Raw genomic sequence first — 17,017 nt, forward strand, 5'->3', positions numbered from 1 at the left:
TTTCTTAAGTGTGGGTAACGTCGACGCTCACGCGCGTCCGCCGCTTTGCAAAGGACGGTTGCGCGCGGCAGCGGCGTCGCGCGTGGTGGCCGATCCGCCGCCTTCTTCGAACGGCGGCTGATGCCTGAATCCGGCGTTGCCCGAGACAATGGCGATGATCGCGCCGACGATCAGCGCCGCGAACGAGAACCAGCTTGCGCGAGCGACGTTGCGAGCGGCCGTGTCGGCGGCCTGACGCGCGTTCTGCTCGGCTTCGGGGCTCGATGCGGCGGACGCCGCCGACGCCAGCGCCGCCTGTACCTGCTGTTTGGCGGAATCGATCATCTGATTTGCGCCGCCTGACTGATTCGCGGCCGTCGCGCCGACCTGCGCGCTGGTCGCGGCGATGCTGCCAGCCGTGCTGACCGCGCCGGTAATGATCGACGTCATTCCATAGACGATGAGAAGCGTCATCACGGCCCACGCGAGCAGACCATGCAGCCATCCGAGCACGGGCGCGCAACGTCCCGCGTAGTAAGACCCGACGAAAACAGCGAGGACCGTAGTGACGATCACCCATATGCCGGAGCCGAAACCGAAGCCATGCAGCGTATCGGGCCTGGACATCGGAGAGAGCAACGATGCCCCGATCGCCGTGCCGAGCACGCTCATGATGAGATAGACGACCACCGACAGGATGACACCCGCGATGATGGAGCCCCACGAGAGCCGTGGCAGGCCATCGCGCGTAGTGAGAAGTTTCATGATGTCCCCCTGACTGGTCACACCTTCCGCATGGCCGCACTTGCCGCTTACACGTCCGGTGATCACTTTCCGCAAGGGTTGTGCCGCAAACGCGAGATGCGATGCACGGTCCCGTTAACGCTCGAAGGGGGGCGAGCGCGATGGCGAAGTTACAAACAGCTCTAAATTAATAGGGATCCCGTAATAAATCGGTGATTAAACCGGAATCATTCCCGCGTAAAGCCAAGCGGCCGATTCCGCAGTGAGCAATGAATTAACGAGGAATGACCGGCTGAGACGCGCTCGACCCGCGCAGTCTCAGCCATGCGCCATGGCACGATGCCGGGCGACTACGCTCCGCTGTTGTCGCGCAGCGCGCTTTCGAGCTGTTCGAGCGTATAGGGCTTGCGCAACGCCTGCCACGAGAAGTCCCGCACGTCTTCCTGCATGACGTTTTCCCCCGACGCGAATATCACGCGCACGTCCGGGAAGCGTTTGATCCAGCGTCGCGCCAGTTCGATGCCCGTCATGTCGGGCAGGTTGATATCGGTGAGAAGGACATCGAACGGGCCTTGCGCCATGGCGTCGAGCGCCGCTTGCGCGTTGGCCGCGCCGACCACCTGATGACCCAGCATGCCGATGAGTTCGCCGACCGCTTCGCGCGTCGCGCCGTCGTCTTCGACGACGAGCACGCGGTTCGCACCCGCCGGGGCGGATTCTGCCGATGGTTCGGCGGCAGGTGCGGCGACCAGTTCACCCGGTGAGCCCAGCATTTGCCGCAATTTGAATGCGAGGTCTTCGCGGCTGTATGGCTTGCTCAACAGTTCGACGCCGGGGTCGAGACGCCCGCCATGCACAATCGCGTTCTGCGTATAACCCGATGTGAACAGCACGCGCACATGCGGCTGCATCGTGACCGCACGACGCGCCATCTCCGGGCTCTTCAACGTGCCGGGCATCACCACGTCGGTGAAGATGAGATCGACGTGCACGCCGCTGCTCAACACGACGAGCGCCTGATCGGCGTTGTCCGCTTTCAGCACGTGATAGCCGAGCTCGGAGAGCATTTCGATGACCGTCGCCTGCACCTTCTGATCGTCCTCGACGACGAGCACGGTTTCCGTGCCGCCCGTGACCGGTGCGTTGCGCCATCTGACCGGCTCCGCCGCCTGGACGGACGATCGCGGCAGATACACGCGCACCGTGGTTCCGTGCCCGACTTCGCTATAGATGCGGATATGCCCGCCGCTTTGCTTGACGAAGCCATACGCCATGCTCAGTCCGAGCCCGGTGCCTTCGCCTTCGGGCTTCGTCGTGAAGAACGGATCGAACGCGCGCTCCATCACTTCCGGCGGCATGCCGATGCCCGTATCGGTCACGCCGAGCATCACGTACTGGCCGGGCGGCACGTCGGACAGGCTGCGCACGTAGCGGTCATCGAGCATGGCGTTGGCCAGTTCGAGCGTGAGCTTGCCGCCCTCGGGCATCGCGTCGCGCGCGTTGATGGCGAGATTCAGCAGCACGTTCTCCAACTGATGCAGATCGACGAACGCATTCCACAGCCCGCCCGATACAACCGTCTCGACCTCGATGGTTTCGCCGAGCGCGCGGCGCAGCAGATCGTCCATGCCGCGCACCATCGCCGCGAGATTCACCGATACCGGCCGCAACGCCTGGCGGCGGCCGAACGCGAGCAACTGCGAGGCGAGCTTGGCCCCGCGCTCGACGGCGTCGATTGCGCTGCTCACGCGGTCCATGCTCCAGCTGTCGTGAAGACAGCGCGTGCGCAGCAGTTCGAGATTGCCGCGCAGCACTTGCAGGACGTTATTGAAGTCATGCGCGACGCCGCCCGTCAGCTTGCCGATGGCCTCCATCTTTTGCGCCTGCAACAGCGCAGCGCGCGTTTCCTCGAGTAGCTGGTCCGCCTCGCGCCGCTCGGTGACGTCGCGCGTGATCTTCGCGAAGCCGATCAGCGTGCCTTTCTCGTCGCGGATCGCGTCGACGATCACGTGCGCCCAGAAGCGCGCGCCATTGCGGCGCAAACGCCAGCCTTCGGACTCGAAGCGTCCCTCGCGGGCGGCGGTGTCGAGCGCGCGTTGCGGCAGCCCGGCGGCGGCGTCTTCCGGCGTATAGAAGCGGGAGAAGTGCGCGCCGATGATCTCGTCGGCGGTATAGCCCTTGATGCGCCGCGCCCCGCTGTTCCAGTTGGTCACGAGGCCCTCGGGCGAGAGCATGAAGATCGAATAGTCGGTCACGCCCTCCACGAGCAGCCTGAAGCGCCGCTCGCTTTCGATGACCGCATCGTGCGCCTTGCGCTTGTCGCTCTCGTCGCGAACGACCTTCACGAAGCCGAGCAGGGAGCCGTCGTGATCGACGAGCGACGTCGTCAGTACGCTTGCCCAGAAGACGGAGCCGTCCTTGCGCTTGCGCCAGCCCTCGGTTTCGAAGCTCCGGTGCTCGCGCGCCTCGCGCAGTTCTATTTCGACGATGCCGTGCTCGCGGGCCTCGTCGGGAAAGAAGATGGAGTAGTGGCGTCCGACGATTTCGTCGGGCGCATAGCCATAAATGGCGCTACCGCCGGGGTTCCATGTGGAAACTAAACCTTCCGGCGACAGGCAGAAGGCTGCAAGGTTCGTCGTGGATTCGACCCAGATTCGCGCCCAGTCTTGAAGGGCGTGATCGTCGTTCGGATTCTCGCTCTTGCGCATGGCAATTGTCATCGGTTCTTGTACTCGTTGACCCTTCACGCGGCAATTCGCAAAGCATGGACGGGGAGTTGTCGTAACCGGACATTTTAGCGGCTTGTGCCCTTCTTCGTGCGAGCGTGCCGCCGGGTCATCGCGCGGCGATGTGCGCGAGCGCGCGTTGGCGGCGAGAAGAATCCGCGCCAGGAGAGGTGCAAATGCAGCAATTTGGCGCTGGGCCGGACCGCGATCACAGTTCCGGCATGCGCAGATCGGCCTCGACGATTTCCTTGCCGCGCGCCTGAGCGGCGTTCTTAGCGTCGTCCTTGAGCGTGAACGGGCCGATCTCTTCGGCGCCGTCGAAGGGATAAAGGAGGCGTCCGTCGGTCAGGCGGACGACCTTCAGCGTGCCGACGAATGCGCCGCTGACATGCGGCCGATAAGACGCGTAGATCGCGTAGTCATCGTCGGTGAGGCCGGGTTTGGCCGACACGTTCTTCTTCCAGGGAAACAGGACAAGTTTCGCGCGACGCGAGACCGGTTCTTTCATGGCGATCACATCCCTCAGGGGAAACGGCGCGAAGTTTCAGCACGTAGCGTGCCGAACCTCTCCACCGCCGATCGCACGATAGAACCGGTCATGGCGATTCCTGTGTTAGTTCTTGAGATCGTCGGGAACCTTGCCGCCGTTCTCCGCGAGCTTCTTCATGACTTCCTTGTGCAGCCAGATGTTCATCGAAGCCGAGTCTTCCGTGTTGCCGGTGTAGTGCAATTCAACGGCGAGCTCCTTGCGCGCCTGAAGACTGCTGTCAAGGTCGAGCAGCTTCATCAGATCGACGATCGACGTGCGCCAGTTCAGGTTCGCGCCGTTCTGCTGCTGTTTCTGCACGAGGATCGCTTCGACGTCGACTTCGGGCATCGGCGTGACGGGAGGACGCGCCGGTTCCGTGCCGGACGTCGCCGGCGCAGCCGATGGGTTGGCCTGTGTCGCCGCCGCCGCGCCGCCTGCCGCGCTGGATGCCGCCGGCGGCGTAGCCGCACCGGAGGTCGTCGCGGCCGGATGGTCATGCGGGAAAATCTTGTTCAGGATGGTCGAGAAAATGCTCATTGTGTTCCCTCTGTGATTGAAGCAGCGCGAAGTCCGCGCATTGTGGGTGATGGAAAGACCGTCACTCTTCCTGGCCAACCGCTTTCGACACGGCCGCAGGGCTGTCGTATTCCTGCTCCGGCAGCGCATCGAGCGCGTTGGTCACTTCCTCGCTCGCGCCGTTGCTTCGCGCGGTGTCGAGGAGTGTCTGTTTGTCCGCGGGATAGTCGATACCCTTGAGCGCCTTCTGCATCTCGATGAACATGTTGTTCGAGCCGCTGGACTCGTCTTTGGCCATCGCGTTTCTCCTTCAGATGATGATTCGAACAGCGCCTGCGCGATGCGGCTCTGCTTACTGGCTCGCGCCGGCGGGTGCGTCGCTGGCGGCGGTCGCAGGGAAGCTCGTTGCCGCGGGCGCCGATGCCATGGGCGCCGATGCCATGGGCGCGGATGCCGCGGACGTGTCGCTTGCCGCGCCGCCTGCGCCCGCGCTATCCGAGCCGCGCTTGCAGCCGGCAGTGAGCGACATCGCCGCGACGACTGCACCGAGTACTGCGATGCGGGTGATGGAATTCATGCGCATTTGTCCTTCCTCCGTTCTGGCTTTGGACTGCGTTTGGATGCTCACGACGCGTCGCTCCCGTCCCGGAACGGGACGTCCATGAGCGTCGTCTGCACTGAGGTGCCGCTTTCCCACGCGTTCGCACCGGGCACGATGTCTGGCACGGGAATGTCGTAACGCTTGCGCCTGCGGTCCTCCCACGAGACGCCGAGACGCGCATCGCGCGCAGCGAGCATCGATTCGTCGAGCTGCCCGTCCTGCGTGAAGCCCATCATCAGTTGCGGCGGGCCATACGGAAAGTCGTCGCGATCGATCTGCCACGTGTGGAAGGTCTTTCCGTACGTGGAAACGAGATCGTTGAAATACGCGCGCTCCGCCATCTCCGGTATGCCCGGCGCAACGAGAGTGCCCGACTTCACCTCGTAATGATGGCTATGCCACAGGCGCTTCTCCTCCTCGGGCAACTGCCGGAAGCGCTCTTCCGAAATGATGTATTCGATGCCGATGAGCCGCGCATCCGGCCGGTTCGAATCGAAGATCACGCATTGATGCAGGTCATGTTTCAGATGAATGCAGAAGTGGTGCGCTTCGACCTGACGGCCCATGTCGTCTGCATACATATGGAAGCCGTTGAGCCATGTGCTCATCGCCGCAAGCGGATACTTCGGCTGCATCACGCCCGATGCCAGATCGAGCAGACGATGCTTCGCCGAATGACCTTCGCCCGTTCGAGCGAGCGCGCTCACGCGGCGGCCGATCAGCAGTCCCGCAGCGGCCGCAAGCCCTGCCACCATGCCGGCGGCGAGCGGCATCAATGAGTCGGATTCGTTCGACAGCACACGCCGGTTGGTCATCCGTGCCTCCCTTTCGTCAAGCATTCGCTTCGTCAGTCGGCCAGCAATAAGCGTTCCGCCGGCCGCTGGCGGGCTCACGATTGCGCGGCACCGCGATTGCTTTGAAGCTCATCGTGCGGTTCTCGAGACCTCTTGGCGCCGCATCCCGTCCTTCCACGTACGTCATCAGGAGCGAATCATGAGCACGTCACCCCAGAACGGCAAACCGGACGCATCGCAGAGCGCGGACGACGAAGCGCAAACCGGCAGCGACGAAACCTTCACGACCGATGTCTCCGAGACCGATGACGAAGGCACGACCGTGCGCGAGGCCGAGGTGAGGGCGGACGATCTGTCGGAAGTGAAGCCCGCCGACGGCGACAAGTCCTGAAGGCGCGCGAGCGGCATTCATGCGCGTTCATCACCTCAACTGCATATCGAGTTGTCCGCTCGGCGGCAAGCTGTTCGACGGCCGCACGCCGAGCCTGTTGCGCCGCGGCGAACTCACGTGCCACTGTCTTCTCCTCGAAACGAACGATGGCCTCGTGCTCGTCGATACAGGCTTCGGCCTCCGGGACGTCGCGAATCCGCAGAGCCGTCTCAGCACGTTCTTTCTGTTCATGCTGAAGCCGGACTTTCGCGAGGAAATGACGGCGGTGCGGCAGATCGAGCGCCTGGGTTTCAAGGCGAGCGATGTGCGGCACATCCTGATGAGTCACCTCGACTTCGATCACGCAGGCGGCCTCGACGACTTTCCGCACGCGACCGTTCACATGCTGGAGATCGAGCGCGACTATGCGCTCGCGCAGAAGACGTGGCTCGACCGGCAGCGCTTTCGCCCGCAGCAATGGTCGACGCGCGGCAACTGGACGGTGCATCGCGGAGGCGGCGAGAAGTGGCGCGGCTTCGACTCGGTGCACCCGCTGACCGGTTTCGCCGACGACATCGCGCTCGTGCCGCTGCCTGGACATACGTTCGGACACGCGGGCATCGCGGTGCGCAAGGACGGAGCCGGATGGCTGCTGCTCGCTGCCGACGCCTACTTCTTCCATACCGAGATGGATTGGGACCGCCCGCGTTGCACGCCGGGCCTCGCGTTCTATCAATGGATGATGGAGAAGGATCGCGCGGCGCGTTTGCAGAATCAGGCGCGATTGCGCGAGCTATGCCGAACCGCGGGCTCCGAGTTGTCCGTCTTCTGCAGTCACGATCCCTTCGAATTCGAAAAGCTCGCGGGACGCTCGCCGGGCATTCCTGCCGAGCAGTTGCTGGTCTGCTGAACGCACGGCCTTCTTCATAACGATATGAATCCTCGTTGGTTAGCGGACGAACGTCCCTGACCAGAACGATGCGCCTGCGCGCTAAGGTGCGGTCGATCGATAATCGGTCTGCGCGCGCAATCAATTCGGATCCCATATGATACAAGGACCACCCGGCTTCCGTGTCCGGGCGGCGCGAGGCCATGCGCAAGCTTTCGGCTGGCGCGGCCGGCATGCTCGCCTAACGCGCCGCATCGCTGTCGGCGGACGAAATCCATGCGGTGAGCGCGAATGCTCTGTCTGAACAAGATCGTTCCCGAGACGCGCCGCTCGATGCACGGTCGTTGCCGCGCATGAAAATGCCGAACCGCGATGGCTTCCTCGCGAATACGAGACCGCGTGCTTTGTAGCGGGCGCTTACAGAGAATCCTTGATTGTTCGCGATTCCCCGCCAGTCAATTCGTTTTGAGCCGCTTTATCGCAACGATCGACCTGTCTACATTTGCGCTTAGCAGATCGGTTCAACCGATGAACCGCCGCAAACAATCTTTGAAAGGAAACGATCATGAGCAAGCTCGCAGGGAAGGTCGCCGTCGTGACGGGTGCATCGAAGGGCATTGGCGCTGCAATCGCCAGAAAGCTCGCAGCGGAAGGCGCTTCGGTGGTGGTGAATTATTCGAGCAGCAGGGCCGGCGCCGATGCGGTGGTGGCCGATATCACAGCAGCGAACGGACGCGCGATCGCCGTCGGCGGCGACGTGTCGAAAGCGGCGGATGCCCAAGGCATCGTGAATGCCGCCGTGGAGACGTATGGCCGGCTCGATATCGTCGTGAACAACTCGGGCATCTACGAGTTCTCGACGATCGAAGAAATCACCGAAGAGCACTTCCACAAGCAGTTCAACGTAAACGTGCTCGGCGTGTTGCTCGTGACGCAAGCCGCCGCGAAGCATCTCGGCGAAGGCGCGAGCATCATCAATGTGAGTTCGGTTGTGAGCCGTATCACGCCGCCCGCCAGCGCCGTGTATAGCGGCACTAAAGGCGCGGTCGACGCGATCACCGGCGCGCTGGCCCGCGAACTCGGTCCGAAGAAGATTCGCGTGAACTCGATCAATCCCGGCATGGTCGTGACCGAAGGCACGAACACGGCGGGCATCATCGGTTCGGAGATGGATACGGCGATCGTCGGCCAGACGCCGCTAGGCCGCCTGGGTCAGCCTGACGACATCGCATCCGTCGCGGCGTTCCTCGCATCGGACGATGCACGCTGGCTGACTGGCGAAAGCATCATCGCGAGCGGCGGGCTGCGCTGATTTAAAGACATGCCCGGCCGTCGAAACGCCGGGCATACGTTCACGAACGCCAGGCCTCGCCATCCGGATACACATGCCGGTCGAGCGAGGCCGCTTTCATTTCGATGCTATAGCCCGGCTGTTGCGGCGGCATGTACCGGCCGTTGCGGATCACGACGGGATCGATGAAATGCTCGTGCAGATGATCGACGTATTCGAGCACGCGATTGTCGAGCGATCCGGACACGCAGATGTAATCGAACAGCGAGATGTGCTGCACGTACTCGCATAGCCCGACACCGCCCGCGTGCGGACACACCGGCACGCCGAACTTGGCGGCCATCAGCAGCACGATGAGCACTTCGTTCAGGCCGCCGAGACGGCAACTGTCGATCTGACAGAAGTCGATGGCTTCCGCCTGCAACAACTGCTTGAACATCACGCGGTTCTGGCAATGCTCGCCCGTGGCGACGCCGATCGAACCGAGCCTTCGACGGATAGCGGCATGGCCGAGGACATCGTCGGGGCTCGTCGGTTCTTCGATCCACCAGGGATCGAACTCCGCGAGACGCCGCATGTTGGCGACGGCTTCATCGACGTCCCATACCTGGTTCGCGTCCATCATCAGCTTCGCATCCGGGCCGATCTCTTCGCGAAGAATGCGCGCACGCCGCACGTCTTCTTCCAGATTGCCGCCGACCTTCTGCTTGAAATGCGTCCAGCCCTGCGCGACGCCTTCGCGTGCGAGCCGGCGAATCTTGTCGTCGTCGTAGCCGAGCCATCCCGCCGATGTCGTGTAAGCCGGATAGCCGCGATCCAGCATTTCCTTCTCGCGCTCGCCGCGTGTCTTCACATGGCGATTCAATATCGCGATGGCCTCATACGGCGTGATCGCGTCGGTCACGTAGCGGAAGTCGAGGCACCGCACGAGTTCTTCCGGCGTCATGTCGGCGAGCAGCTTCCACACTGGCTTGCCTTCCGCCTTCGCCCATAAGTCCCACACCGCGTTGACGACTGCCGCCGTCGCAAGATGAATCGCGCCCTTGTCCGGGCCGATCCAGCGCAACTGGCTGTCCGATGTGAACGCGCGCCAGAACGCGCCCATGTTCGCGGTGATGTCTTCGAGCGTCTTGCCGACGATGAGCGGCGTCAGCGCATGGACGGCTGCGACGCATATCTCGTTGCCGCGTCCGATGGTGAACGTAAGGCCGTGTCCCGTCAGCCCGGATGATGAATCCGTTTCGAGCGTGACGTAGGTGGCGGAATAGTCCGGCGCGGCGTTCATGGCGTCCGAGCCATCGAGCGAGCGCGAAGTGGGAAAGCGAATGTCCCGAACGGACAGTTTGGTGATCGTGGTCATCAGGGCGCCCTCCGGGGCGATGGCGATCGACTTCGGTCTGCGGGAAAACACCAATGAGTTTCGATGACGTCATAAGCGTTTAACGACGACTAGGCATTTGCACGCGTTGACAACATCGAATCTGCTTTCTAGCATGCTAGCATCTTCATCGGAAATCAAGCGCCCAGTGAGTACTTCGTCCGGTACGAACACTATGAGTACTCCGTATGACGCACTGCACAAGATCGACGGCGGCGCGCAGCGGGGCAGCCTGACCGATGCGGTCGAGGAAGCCTTGCGCGAAGCCATCGTCACGCTGGCGCTGGAACCGGGAATGATGATCGACAAGATCGCGGTCTGCGAGCGGATGGGCGTCTCGCGTTTTCCAGTTTCCGCCGCGCTCGCGCGGCTCGAACACGCGGGTCTCGTCGAAGTCTTGCCGCAGCGCGGCACGCGGGTGAAGCCCATCGCGCTGCGCGATATTCATCAGCATTTGTTTATCCGTAGTGCGCTCGAAGTCGAAACGGTGCGCGGCGTGGCGCTTCATCTCGCGCCCGCCACGCTCGATTCACTGATCAGCAATCTGGAGCAGCAACGCGCGGCGGTCGCGAACGATCAGCGCCTCGCGTTTCACGCGCTGGACCTCGCATTTCACGAGATTCTTCTCGATGCTATCGCGTTACCGCGTGTGAAGGAAATCGTGGCGGTTTCGCGTAACGCGCTGGATCGTGCGCGGCAGATTCTCGCCAGTCCGGAGCGGCTCGTTCATACGCTCGCGGAACACGAACGCATCTTCGAAGCGATACGAAACGGCGAAGCCGATGCCGCCGCCAAAGCGATGCACGACCACCTCGATCAGGTGGTGGCGGAACTGCATCGCTCGGCAGCAAAGAGGCCGGATCTCTTCGAGCAATAGCAGCAGTGGCAGTGGCAGGTGGATGTTCAGCGGTATCGACGCACAGTATCGAACCTCTTGAAACGGGACTCCATGACTCCGCTCATTTCCGTCAGCAAGCTCAGCAAAAGTTTTCCAGGCGTGCGCGCACTGCATGAAGTTCAGTTCGAGCTCATGCCGGGCGAAGTCCATGCGCTCATGGGCGAGAACGGCGCGGGCAAGTCCACGCTGATGAAGATTCTCGCCGGCGTGTACAGCCGCGATTCAGGCGAAATGTTCGTCGACGGCAAGCCTGTCGAATTCACCAGTCCGCGTGAAGCGCAGGCGCTCGGCATCGGCATCATTCATCAGGAACTGCATCTGATGAATCATCTGACCGTCGCGCAGAACATCTTCATTGGACGCGAGCCGCGCAAGCTGATGGGCCTCCTGCTCGACGAGGACAAGCTCAATCGGGCGGCGCACGACATCCTCGCGCGCATGCACGTCAATCTCGATCCGCGCACGGTGGTCGACACGCTCACGGTCGCGAGCCAGCAGATGGTGGAAATCGCGAAGGCGTTGTCGTTCGATTCGCGCGTGCTCATCATGGACGAGCCGACTTCCGCGCTCAACGACGCCGAGATTGCCGAACTCTTTCGCATCATCCGGCAACTGAAGGAGCGCGGCGTCGGCATCGTCTATATCTCGCACAAGATGGACGAGCTCGAACAGATATCGGATCGCGTAACCGTGCTGCGCGACGGCGAATATGTCGCCACCGTCGGCACGCGCGAGACGAGCGTGGAGACGATCATCGGCATGATGGTCGGCCGCACGCTGACCGATCTGACGTCCTTCCTCGGCGGTTCCGAACAGGGCGATGTCGCGCTCGACGTCAGGCATCTCAACGCGGGACCGCTCGTGCGCGATGTGAGCTTCACGCTTCGCAAAGGCGAGATCCTGGGCTTCGCCGGTCTCATGGGCGCGGGCCGCACCGAGGTGGCGCGCGCGGTGTTCGGGGCCGATCCGATCGAGTCCGGCGAAATCTACGTGAAGGGCGCGAAGGCCAGCATCAGGAGGCCGAGCGATGCGGTGACGCGCGGCATCGGCTATCTGTCGGAGGATCGCAAGCGCTTCGGCCTCGCGACGGGCATGGATGTCGAATCGAACATCGTCATGTCGGACCTCGGCAAATTTCTTTGGGCGGGCATGTTCCTGCGGCGCGGGCGTATCCGCAAGTCGGCGTCGCACTTCATCAAGCTGCTGGCGATCAGAACGCCGTCGCCCACGCAGCCGGTGCGGCTGCTCTCTGGCGGCAACCAGCAGAAGATCGTCATCGCCAAATGGCTCGAGCGCGATTGCGACGTGCTGTTCTTCGACGAACCCACTCGCGGCATCGATGTCGGCGCGAAGAGCGAAATCTATCGGCTGCTGCGCTCGCTCGCGGGACAGGGCAAGGCGATCGTGATGATCTCCTCCGAACTGCCGGAGATTCTGCGCATGAGTGACCGTATCGTCGTGATGTGCGAAGGGCGCATCACCGGCGAACTTTCCGCTAGCGAAGCGACGCAAGAGCGCATCATGCAGCTCGCGACGCGTCGTCCCACCCTGCAAGCGGCATGAGCCGCGAGGACCGACCATGAACCAGCCATCGCAGCCTTCCCAGCCATCCGAAAGCGCCGCGCTTGCAGGCGGGCGACGCGCGGGCGGCCTGCGCGGCCGCCTCTTCACGCCGACCGCGCTGCAAAAGCTGCTCGCCTTCGCAAGCCTGATTCTGCTGCTCGTGTTCTTCAGCTTCGCTTCGCCCGCGTTCATGCAGACGGACAACATCCTCGGCATCCTGCAGGCGACGGCGGTCAACGGCGTGCTCGCCATTGCGTCGACCTTCGTGATCATCACGGGGGGCATCGACTTGTCGGTCGGTACGCTGATGACCTTCACCGCGGTCATATGCGGCGTGTTTCTCACGTACTGGCATCTGCCGATGTGGCTCGGCATCGTCGCGGCCATCGCAACGGGCGCGCTGTGCGGCACCATCTCCGGCACGTTGACCGCGAAGATGAAGATACCGCCCTTCATCGCGACGCTCGGCATGATGATGTTGCTGAAGGGACTGTCGCTCGTCGTGTCGACGAACAAGCCGATCTACTTCACCGACACCGAGAACTTCTACATGATCTCGCAGGACTCGCTGATCGGCTATTTCTTCCCGAGCGTGCCGATTCCGAATGCGGTGCTGATTCTCTTCGTCATCGCGATTGCGAGTTCCATCACGCTGAATCGCACGGCGCTCGGCCGCTATACGTTCGCGCTCGGCAGCAACGAGGAAGCGGTGCGGCTCTCGGGCGTGAACGTGGACCGCTGGAAGATTGCGATCTATGGCCTCGGCGGCGCGATCTGCGGCGTCGCGGGCCTTCTGATCGCGTCGCGGCTCAACTCGGCGCAGCCGGCGCTCGGTCAAGGCTACGAGCTGGACGCGATCGCGGCGGTCGTGATCGGCGGCACGTCGCTGAGCGGCGGCGCGGGGACGATTCTCGGCACCATCATCGGCGCGTTCATCATGAGCGTGCTGACCAATGGATTGCGCATCATGTCGGTGGCGCAGGAATGGCAGATCGTCGTGACCGGCCTCATCATCATTCTCGCGGTCTATGCGGACATCCTGCGGCGCAGGAAGCGCTGAGAACTGCGCGAAGATCATCTGGTAAAAAGCGATACAAACCCTAGGGAGGAGACGCAACATGTTCAAAAGAAGAATCATCGGTGTCCTGATTGGTGTATCCGCACTCGCGACCGCAACGGGCGCCGCGCATGCGGACGAGCCGTATGTGCCGCTCATTTCCAAAGGCTTCCAGCATCAGTTCTGGCAGGCGGTGAAGTCCGGCGCCGAACAGGCGGCGAAGGAACAGAAGATCCGGATCAGCTTCGAAGGCCCTGAAACCGAAGCAATGGTCGACAAGCAGATCGACATGCTGTCCGCCGCGCTCGCGAAGAAGCCGCAAGCGATCGGCATCGCCGCGCTCGACAGCAAAGCCGCGATTCCGCTGCTCAAGCGCGCGCAGAACAACAAGATTCCGATCATCGCGTTCGACTCGGGCGTCGATGGCGACGTTCCGCTCACAACCTGCGCCACCGACAATCTCGCCGCCGCCGCGCTCGCCGCCGACAAGATGGCCGACGCCATCGGCAATGCGGGCGAAGTCGGCGTGATCGTTCACGACCAGACGAGCCGCACGGGCATCGATCGTCGCGATGGCTTCCTGAATCAGATGAAGTCGAAGCATCCGAACATCAAGATCGTATCGGTGCAGTACGGCGCCGGCGACCATCTGAAGTCGGCCGAGATCGCCAAGGCGATGATCCAGGGCAATCCCAACATCAAGGGCATCTTCGGTGCGAACGAAGGGTCGGCTGCGGGCGCGGCGATCGGCGTGAAGGAGTCGGGCAAGAAGCTCGTGCTCATCGGCTACGACTCGGGCAAGGAACAAAAGGCGGACATCACCAACGGCCTGATGTTGGGCGCGATCACGCAGAACCCGATCGGCATCGGTAAATGCGTCGTGGATTCGGCGGCCAAGGCGCTGAAGGGAGAGAAGCTGCCGAAGAAGGTCGATACCGGCTTCTACTGGTACGACAAGAGCAACATGAACGACCCGAAGATTGCAGCCGTGCTGTACGACTGATCGGGCGTGGCCGGGTGAAGTAAACACCCCAATTGACTTTCTCCATGCGCCCCGACGACGATGTGTCACGCCGATGCCGCAGCAGGCTGCGAGCGGGGCGTCGGGTGACAACCGTCGACATAGCGAAGCAAACTACATGGAGGAAGGGGACATGCCAGAAGCACTCGGCCGCTCTTTAGCACATCGTGGTGTCATCGTCGCCGCACCGCTCGCCGCGCTCGCGCTCGCCGCGTGTCACGGCGGGGACGACGACGGTTCGCCATCGCCCTCGCCGACGCCTTTGACCTGCGCGCAGCTTGCAGGCATGGCGGTGCCGGCGAGCGCCATCGGTCTGCAGACGACGGGCGCGACCGTCACGGCGGCGACGACCGTCGCGGCATCGGGAACGGGCGTCACGGCGACGCCCGAATACTGTCAGGTGGACGGCACCATCGCGCCGGTCGATCAGACTGCGCCGAAGATCACTTTCCGCGTCGCCATGCCGACGCAGTGGAACAGCAAGGTCGTGATGTTCGGCGGCGGCGGCTACGACGGCACCGTGCCATCCGTGACCGGCAACGTTCCTGCCGGCCCGACCACGCAGCCTGCGCCGCTTGCGCGCGGCTACGCGGTGTTCAGCAGCGACTCGGGTCATCAGGCCGGCGCGCTCGGCAGTCGCGATGGCTCGTTCGGCACCAACGACGAAGCCGTCGCCAACTTCTCCGGCGATGCGCTGAAGAAGACGCGCGATACCGCCGTCTATCTCCTGTCGAAACGCTATGCGGTGGACAAGCCGAAGCGCGCGTACTTCGCGGGCGGATCGTCGGGCGGACGCGAGGCGCTCGCGGTCGTGCAGCGTTGGCCGCAAGACTGGGACGGCATCATCGCGCTCTATCCGGCGTGGAATGCGGCCACGCTCGATCTACAGTTTGGCCGCATCACGCGAGCGCTCGCGCAGCCGGGCGCGTATCCGAGCCAGTTGAAGCGCAAGGCGCTGCTCGATTCGGCCACGGCCACCTGCGATGCACTCGACGGCGTCGCCGACGGGCTCATCAGCAACATTCCCGCGTGCAATGCGACCTTCGATCCATCGACGGCCATGCTCAACGGCGCACCGCTGCGCTGTCCGGGCGGTGCCGATACCGGTTTGTCCTGTCTCTCGGATGCGCAGATCAACGCGCTCAAGGTGTACGCAACGCCGATCACGTTCGCGTATCCGCTCGCGAGCGGCGAGACGCAGTATCCCGGCTTCAACGTGTGGGGCGCGGACCTGGGTGTCGTGAATGCGGCGCCGGCGCAGGCGACCGTCACCGCGCTGGCGCTGAACCTGCTGCAGCCGACGAACCCGATGCCGACGACCGCGCCTTACTTCAGCGTCTTCTGGGACCAGTGGATTCGCTACTTCGTGGCGCGCGATCCGAACGTCAATTCGCTCAACGTCGATCCGCAGAACCCGGGCGCCTATCAGGCGCGCATCAGTGCGCTGACCGCCGAGCAGGACGTGAACAAGACGGACCTGTCCGCGTTCAACAAGAAGGGCGGCAAGATCCTGATGGCCCACGGCATGTCGGATGCCCTCGTCAGCACGCAATCGACCGAGCAGTATTACGTGCGGCTGCAGCAGACGATGGGTGCATCGACGGTTGCGAACTTCGTGCGCTATTACGAGATTCCCGGCTACGGGCATTCGATCAGCACGATCTTCAACGCATCGTGGGACTCGTTGACGACGCTGGAAAACTGGGTCGAACGCGGCGCGACGCCGCCTGCGCAGACCGTTGCGGATACGGCGGGCGTGCCGGGCCGCACGCGGCCGCTGTGCGAGTATCCGACGTTCCCGCGCTATAACGGTTCGGGCAATGTGAACGTGGCGTCCAGCTTCACGTGCGCTTCGCAGTGAGTCCGCAGTGAGTTCGCAGTGAACTGAGCAACGAAGCGATGCCACGGCTACGCGAGGAGCCGTGGCATCGCCGTTGTTATCGGCTGGCGGCCCAGAGCAGCGTCAATCCAGACGACAGCATCAGCGCATCGACGACGAGCCTGAACTCATTTGCCGACATCCTCGCGACGATGCCGCGCGCACAGAACGTCCCCGCCATGATGGATGCGCCGGTGATGAGCCCTTGCAAGACGACGCTCGACGGCAGCGCGCCCAAGCCACGGAACATGGCGACCTTCGCGCCGTACACGGCCAATGAGCCGGCCGCTTCGGTCGCCAGAAACGCACCTTTCACGAGACCATAGTTCATGAACACGGGTACCGTGATCGGCCCGGTCGATACGACGATGCCCGTCAGGAAGCCGACAAGCGCGCCAATGAGCGAGAGCTGAAAGAGCGAGAAGCGAATGGACCGGCGAGCGAGCCATCGCCGCGTGGGAATCATCGCCACGAAGAATAGGCCGAGCGCGAGATCGACCGTGCGCGACGGCAGCGCCAGCAGCGTGCGAACGCCCAGCGTCGCGCCGGGCACCGCCGTCACGCCATACGCGAAGCACGCCTTCCAGTCGATCTCGCGCCACCACGAAAGCACCTTGCCGAGATTGCCGAGTATCGACGCGATCGCCATGATCGGCACCGCCTGTTGCGGTCCATGGAGAATGACGAGCACGGGCATGAGCATCATCGACGAACCCGTGCCGATGATGCCGCTCAACACGCCGGCCATCAGCCCGACCGTCAGTACCGTCAGATAAGCCATG

General features: G+C 63.1%; 17 protein-coding genes. 8 read left to right on the top strand and 9 right to left on the bottom strand.

Translation table 11 applies throughout. The annotated features are described in order from the left end of the window. Nucleotides 1–27: 27 nt before the first annotated feature. The 7 genes from AB6804_RS06710 to AB6804_RS06740 form a co-directional block, all read right to left on the bottom strand. Nucleotides 28–744, bottom strand: a complete 717-nt coding sequence (locus tag AB6804_RS06710) for a YrzE family protein (protein WP_370885789.1) — start codon at nt 742–744, stop codon at nt 28–30. Between the two features lie 329 nt (nt 745–1,073). Then, on the bottom strand, nt 1,074–3,431 hold the full coding sequence (locus tag AB6804_RS06715) for a PAS domain S-box protein (protein ID WP_370885945.1): 2,358 nt from the start codon (nt 3,429–3,431) through the stop codon (nt 1,074–1,076). 226 nt (nt 3,432–3,657) lie between these two features. Further along, the gene (locus AB6804_RS06720) at nt 3,658–3,957 is read right to left on the bottom strand and encodes a DUF6723 family protein (RefSeq protein ID WP_035962731.1); all 300 of its coding nucleotides are present in this window, start codon (nt 3,955–3,957) and stop codon (nt 3,658–3,660) included. Nucleotides 3,958–4,062: 105 nt separating this feature from the next. Beyond that, a complete protein-coding gene (locus tag AB6804_RS06725) occupies nt 4,063–4,515 on the bottom strand; it encodes a DUF3597 domain-containing protein (protein WP_370885790.1) in 453 nt (150 codons plus the stop codon). A gap of 61 nt (nt 4,516–4,576) precedes the next feature. Next, nucleotides 4,577–4,792, bottom strand: coding sequence for a DUF2795 domain-containing protein (locus AB6804_RS06730; RefSeq protein ID WP_035962533.1), 216 nt, complete (start codon nt 4,790–4,792; stop codon nt 4,577–4,579). A 54-nt stretch (nt 4,793–4,846) separates the two neighbouring features. Next, entirely contained in the window at nt 4,847–5,071 is a 225-nt protein-coding gene (locus AB6804_RS06735) for a hypothetical protein (protein ID WP_370885791.1), read from the bottom strand. Between the two features lie 47 nt (nt 5,072–5,118). Then, nucleotides 5,119–5,910, bottom strand: a complete 792-nt coding sequence (locus AB6804_RS06740; protein ID WP_370885792.1) for an OBAP family protein — start codon at nt 5,908–5,910, stop codon at nt 5,119–5,121. Nucleotides 5,911–6,088: 178 nt separating this feature from the next. On the opposite strand from AB6804_RS06740, the gene AB6804_RS06745 reads away from it, so the two are divergent. From AB6804_RS06745 to AB6804_RS06755, 3 genes are all read left to right on the top strand, one after another. Beyond that, nucleotides 6,089–6,280, top strand: coding sequence for a hypothetical protein (locus tag AB6804_RS06745; protein WP_370885793.1), 192 nt, complete (start codon nt 6,089–6,091; stop codon nt 6,278–6,280). A gap of 19 nt (nt 6,281–6,299) precedes the next feature. Continuing rightward, nucleotides 6,300–7,169, top strand: coding sequence for an MBL fold metallo-hydrolase (locus tag AB6804_RS06750; protein ID WP_370885794.1), 870 nt, complete (start codon nt 6,300–6,302; stop codon nt 7,167–7,169). 544 nt (nt 7,170–7,713) lie between these two features. Then, nucleotides 7,714–8,460 carry a glucose 1-dehydrogenase gene (locus AB6804_RS06755; RefSeq protein ID WP_370885795.1) on the top strand — a complete coding sequence of 249 codons (747 nt, stop codon included), beginning with the start codon at nt 7,714–7,716 and terminating at the stop codon, nt 8,458–8,460. Between the two features lie 40 nt (nt 8,461–8,500). Here the strand turns inward: AB6804_RS06755 and AB6804_RS06760 are convergent, their stop codons facing one another. Further along, entirely contained in the window at nt 8,501–9,799 is a 1,299-nt protein-coding gene (locus AB6804_RS06760) for an L-fuconate dehydratase (protein WP_370885796.1), read from the bottom strand. Nucleotides 9,800–9,932: 133 nt separating this feature from the next. On the opposite strand from AB6804_RS06760, the gene AB6804_RS06765 reads away from it, so the two are divergent. The 5 genes from AB6804_RS06765 to AB6804_RS06785 all read left to right on the top strand — a co-directional run bounded on the left by AB6804_RS06765 (nt 9,933) and on the right by AB6804_RS06785 (nt 16,217). Beyond that, nucleotides 9,933–10,694 (top strand): GntR family transcriptional regulator, encoded by a 762-nt coding sequence (locus tag AB6804_RS06765; protein ID WP_370885797.1) that lies wholly within the window; start codon nt 9,933–9,935, stop codon nt 10,692–10,694. A 72-nt stretch (nt 10,695–10,766) separates the two neighbouring features. Further along, on the top strand, nt 10,767–12,278 hold the full coding sequence (locus AB6804_RS06770; RefSeq protein ID WP_370885798.1) for a sugar ABC transporter ATP-binding protein: 1,512 nt from the start codon (nt 10,767–10,769) through the stop codon (nt 12,276–12,278). 16 nt (nt 12,279–12,294) lie between these two features. Continuing rightward, nucleotides 12,295–13,338, top strand: coding sequence for an ABC transporter permease (locus tag AB6804_RS06775; RefSeq protein WP_244797209.1), 1,044 nt, complete (start codon nt 12,295–12,297; stop codon nt 13,336–13,338). Between the two features lie 58 nt (nt 13,339–13,396). Beyond that, nucleotides 13,397–14,338: an ABC transporter substrate-binding protein gene (locus tag AB6804_RS06780; RefSeq protein WP_035962546.1), complete on the top strand. Its 942-nt coding sequence runs from the start codon at nt 13,397–13,399 to the stop codon at nt 14,336–14,338. 151 nt (nt 14,339–14,489) lie between these two features. Further along, on the top strand, nt 14,490–16,217 hold the full coding sequence (locus AB6804_RS06785; protein WP_370885799.1) for a tannase/feruloyl esterase family alpha/beta hydrolase: 1,728 nt from the start codon (nt 14,490–14,492) through the stop codon (nt 16,215–16,217). 76 nt (nt 16,218–16,293) lie between these two features. Here the strand turns inward: AB6804_RS06785 and AB6804_RS06790 are convergent, their stop codons facing one another. After that, nucleotides 16,294–17,016: a sulfite exporter TauE/SafE family protein gene (locus tag AB6804_RS06790; protein WP_370885800.1), complete on the bottom strand. Its 723-nt coding sequence runs from the start codon at nt 17,014–17,016 to the stop codon at nt 16,294–16,296. Nucleotide 17,017 lies beyond the last annotated feature (1 nt).

The sequence above is a fragment of the Caballeronia sp. RCC_10 genome (genome assembly GCF_041360715.1).
Classification (GTDB): domain Bacteria; phylum Pseudomonadota; class Gammaproteobacteria; order Burkholderiales; family Burkholderiaceae; genus Caballeronia; species Caballeronia grimmiae.

Coding starts and splice junctions, on each gene's coding strand:
- AB6804_RS06710 (WP_370885789.1), bottom strand. CDS start 744: ATGAAACTTCTCACTACGCGCGATGGCCTGCCACGGCTCTCGTGGGGC.
- AB6804_RS06715 (WP_370885945.1), bottom strand. CDS start 3,431: ATGCGCAAGAGCGAGAATCCGAACGACGATCACGCCCTTCAAGACTGG.
- AB6804_RS06720 (WP_035962731.1), bottom strand. CDS start 3,957: ATGAAAGAACCGGTCTCGCGTCGCGCGAAACTTGTCCTGTTTCCCTGG.
- AB6804_RS06725 (WP_370885790.1), bottom strand. CDS start 4,515: ATGAGCATTTTCTCGACCATCCTGAACAAGATTTTCCCGCATGACCAT.
- AB6804_RS06730 (WP_035962533.1), bottom strand. CDS start 4,792: ATGGCCAAAGACGAGTCCAGCGGCTCGAACAACATGTTCATCGAGATG.
- AB6804_RS06735 (WP_370885791.1), bottom strand. CDS start 5,071: ATGAATTCCATCACCCGCATCGCAGTACTCGGTGCAGTCGTCGCGGCG.
- AB6804_RS06740 (WP_370885792.1), bottom strand. CDS start 5,910: ATGACCAACCGGCGTGTGCTGTCGAACGAATCCGACTCATTGATGCCG.
- AB6804_RS06745 (WP_370885793.1), top strand. CDS start 6,089: ATGAGCACGTCACCCCAGAACGGCAAACCGGACGCATCGCAGAGCGCG.
- AB6804_RS06750 (WP_370885794.1), top strand. CDS start 6,300: ATGCGCGTTCATCACCTCAACTGCATATCGAGTTGTCCGCTCGGCGGC.
- AB6804_RS06755 (WP_370885795.1), top strand. CDS start 7,714: ATGAGCAAGCTCGCAGGGAAGGTCGCCGTCGTGACGGGTGCATCGAAG.
- AB6804_RS06760 (WP_370885796.1), bottom strand. CDS start 9,799: ATGACCACGATCACCAAACTGTCCGTTCGGGACATTCGCTTTCCCACT.
- AB6804_RS06765 (WP_370885797.1), top strand. CDS start 9,933: ATGCTAGCATCTTCATCGGAAATCAAGCGCCCAGTGAGTACTTCGTCC.
- AB6804_RS06770 (WP_370885798.1), top strand. CDS start 10,767: ATGACTCCGCTCATTTCCGTCAGCAAGCTCAGCAAAAGTTTTCCAGGC.
- AB6804_RS06775 (WP_244797209.1), top strand. CDS start 12,295: ATGAACCAGCCATCGCAGCCTTCCCAGCCATCCGAAAGCGCCGCGCTT.
- AB6804_RS06780 (WP_035962546.1), top strand. CDS start 13,397: ATGTTCAAAAGAAGAATCATCGGTGTCCTGATTGGTGTATCCGCACTC.
- AB6804_RS06785 (WP_370885799.1), top strand. CDS start 14,490: ATGCCAGAAGCACTCGGCCGCTCTTTAGCACATCGTGGTGTCATCGTC.
- AB6804_RS06790 (WP_370885800.1), bottom strand. CDS start 17,016: ATGGCTTATCTGACGGTACTGACGGTCGGGCTGATGGCCGGCGTGTTG.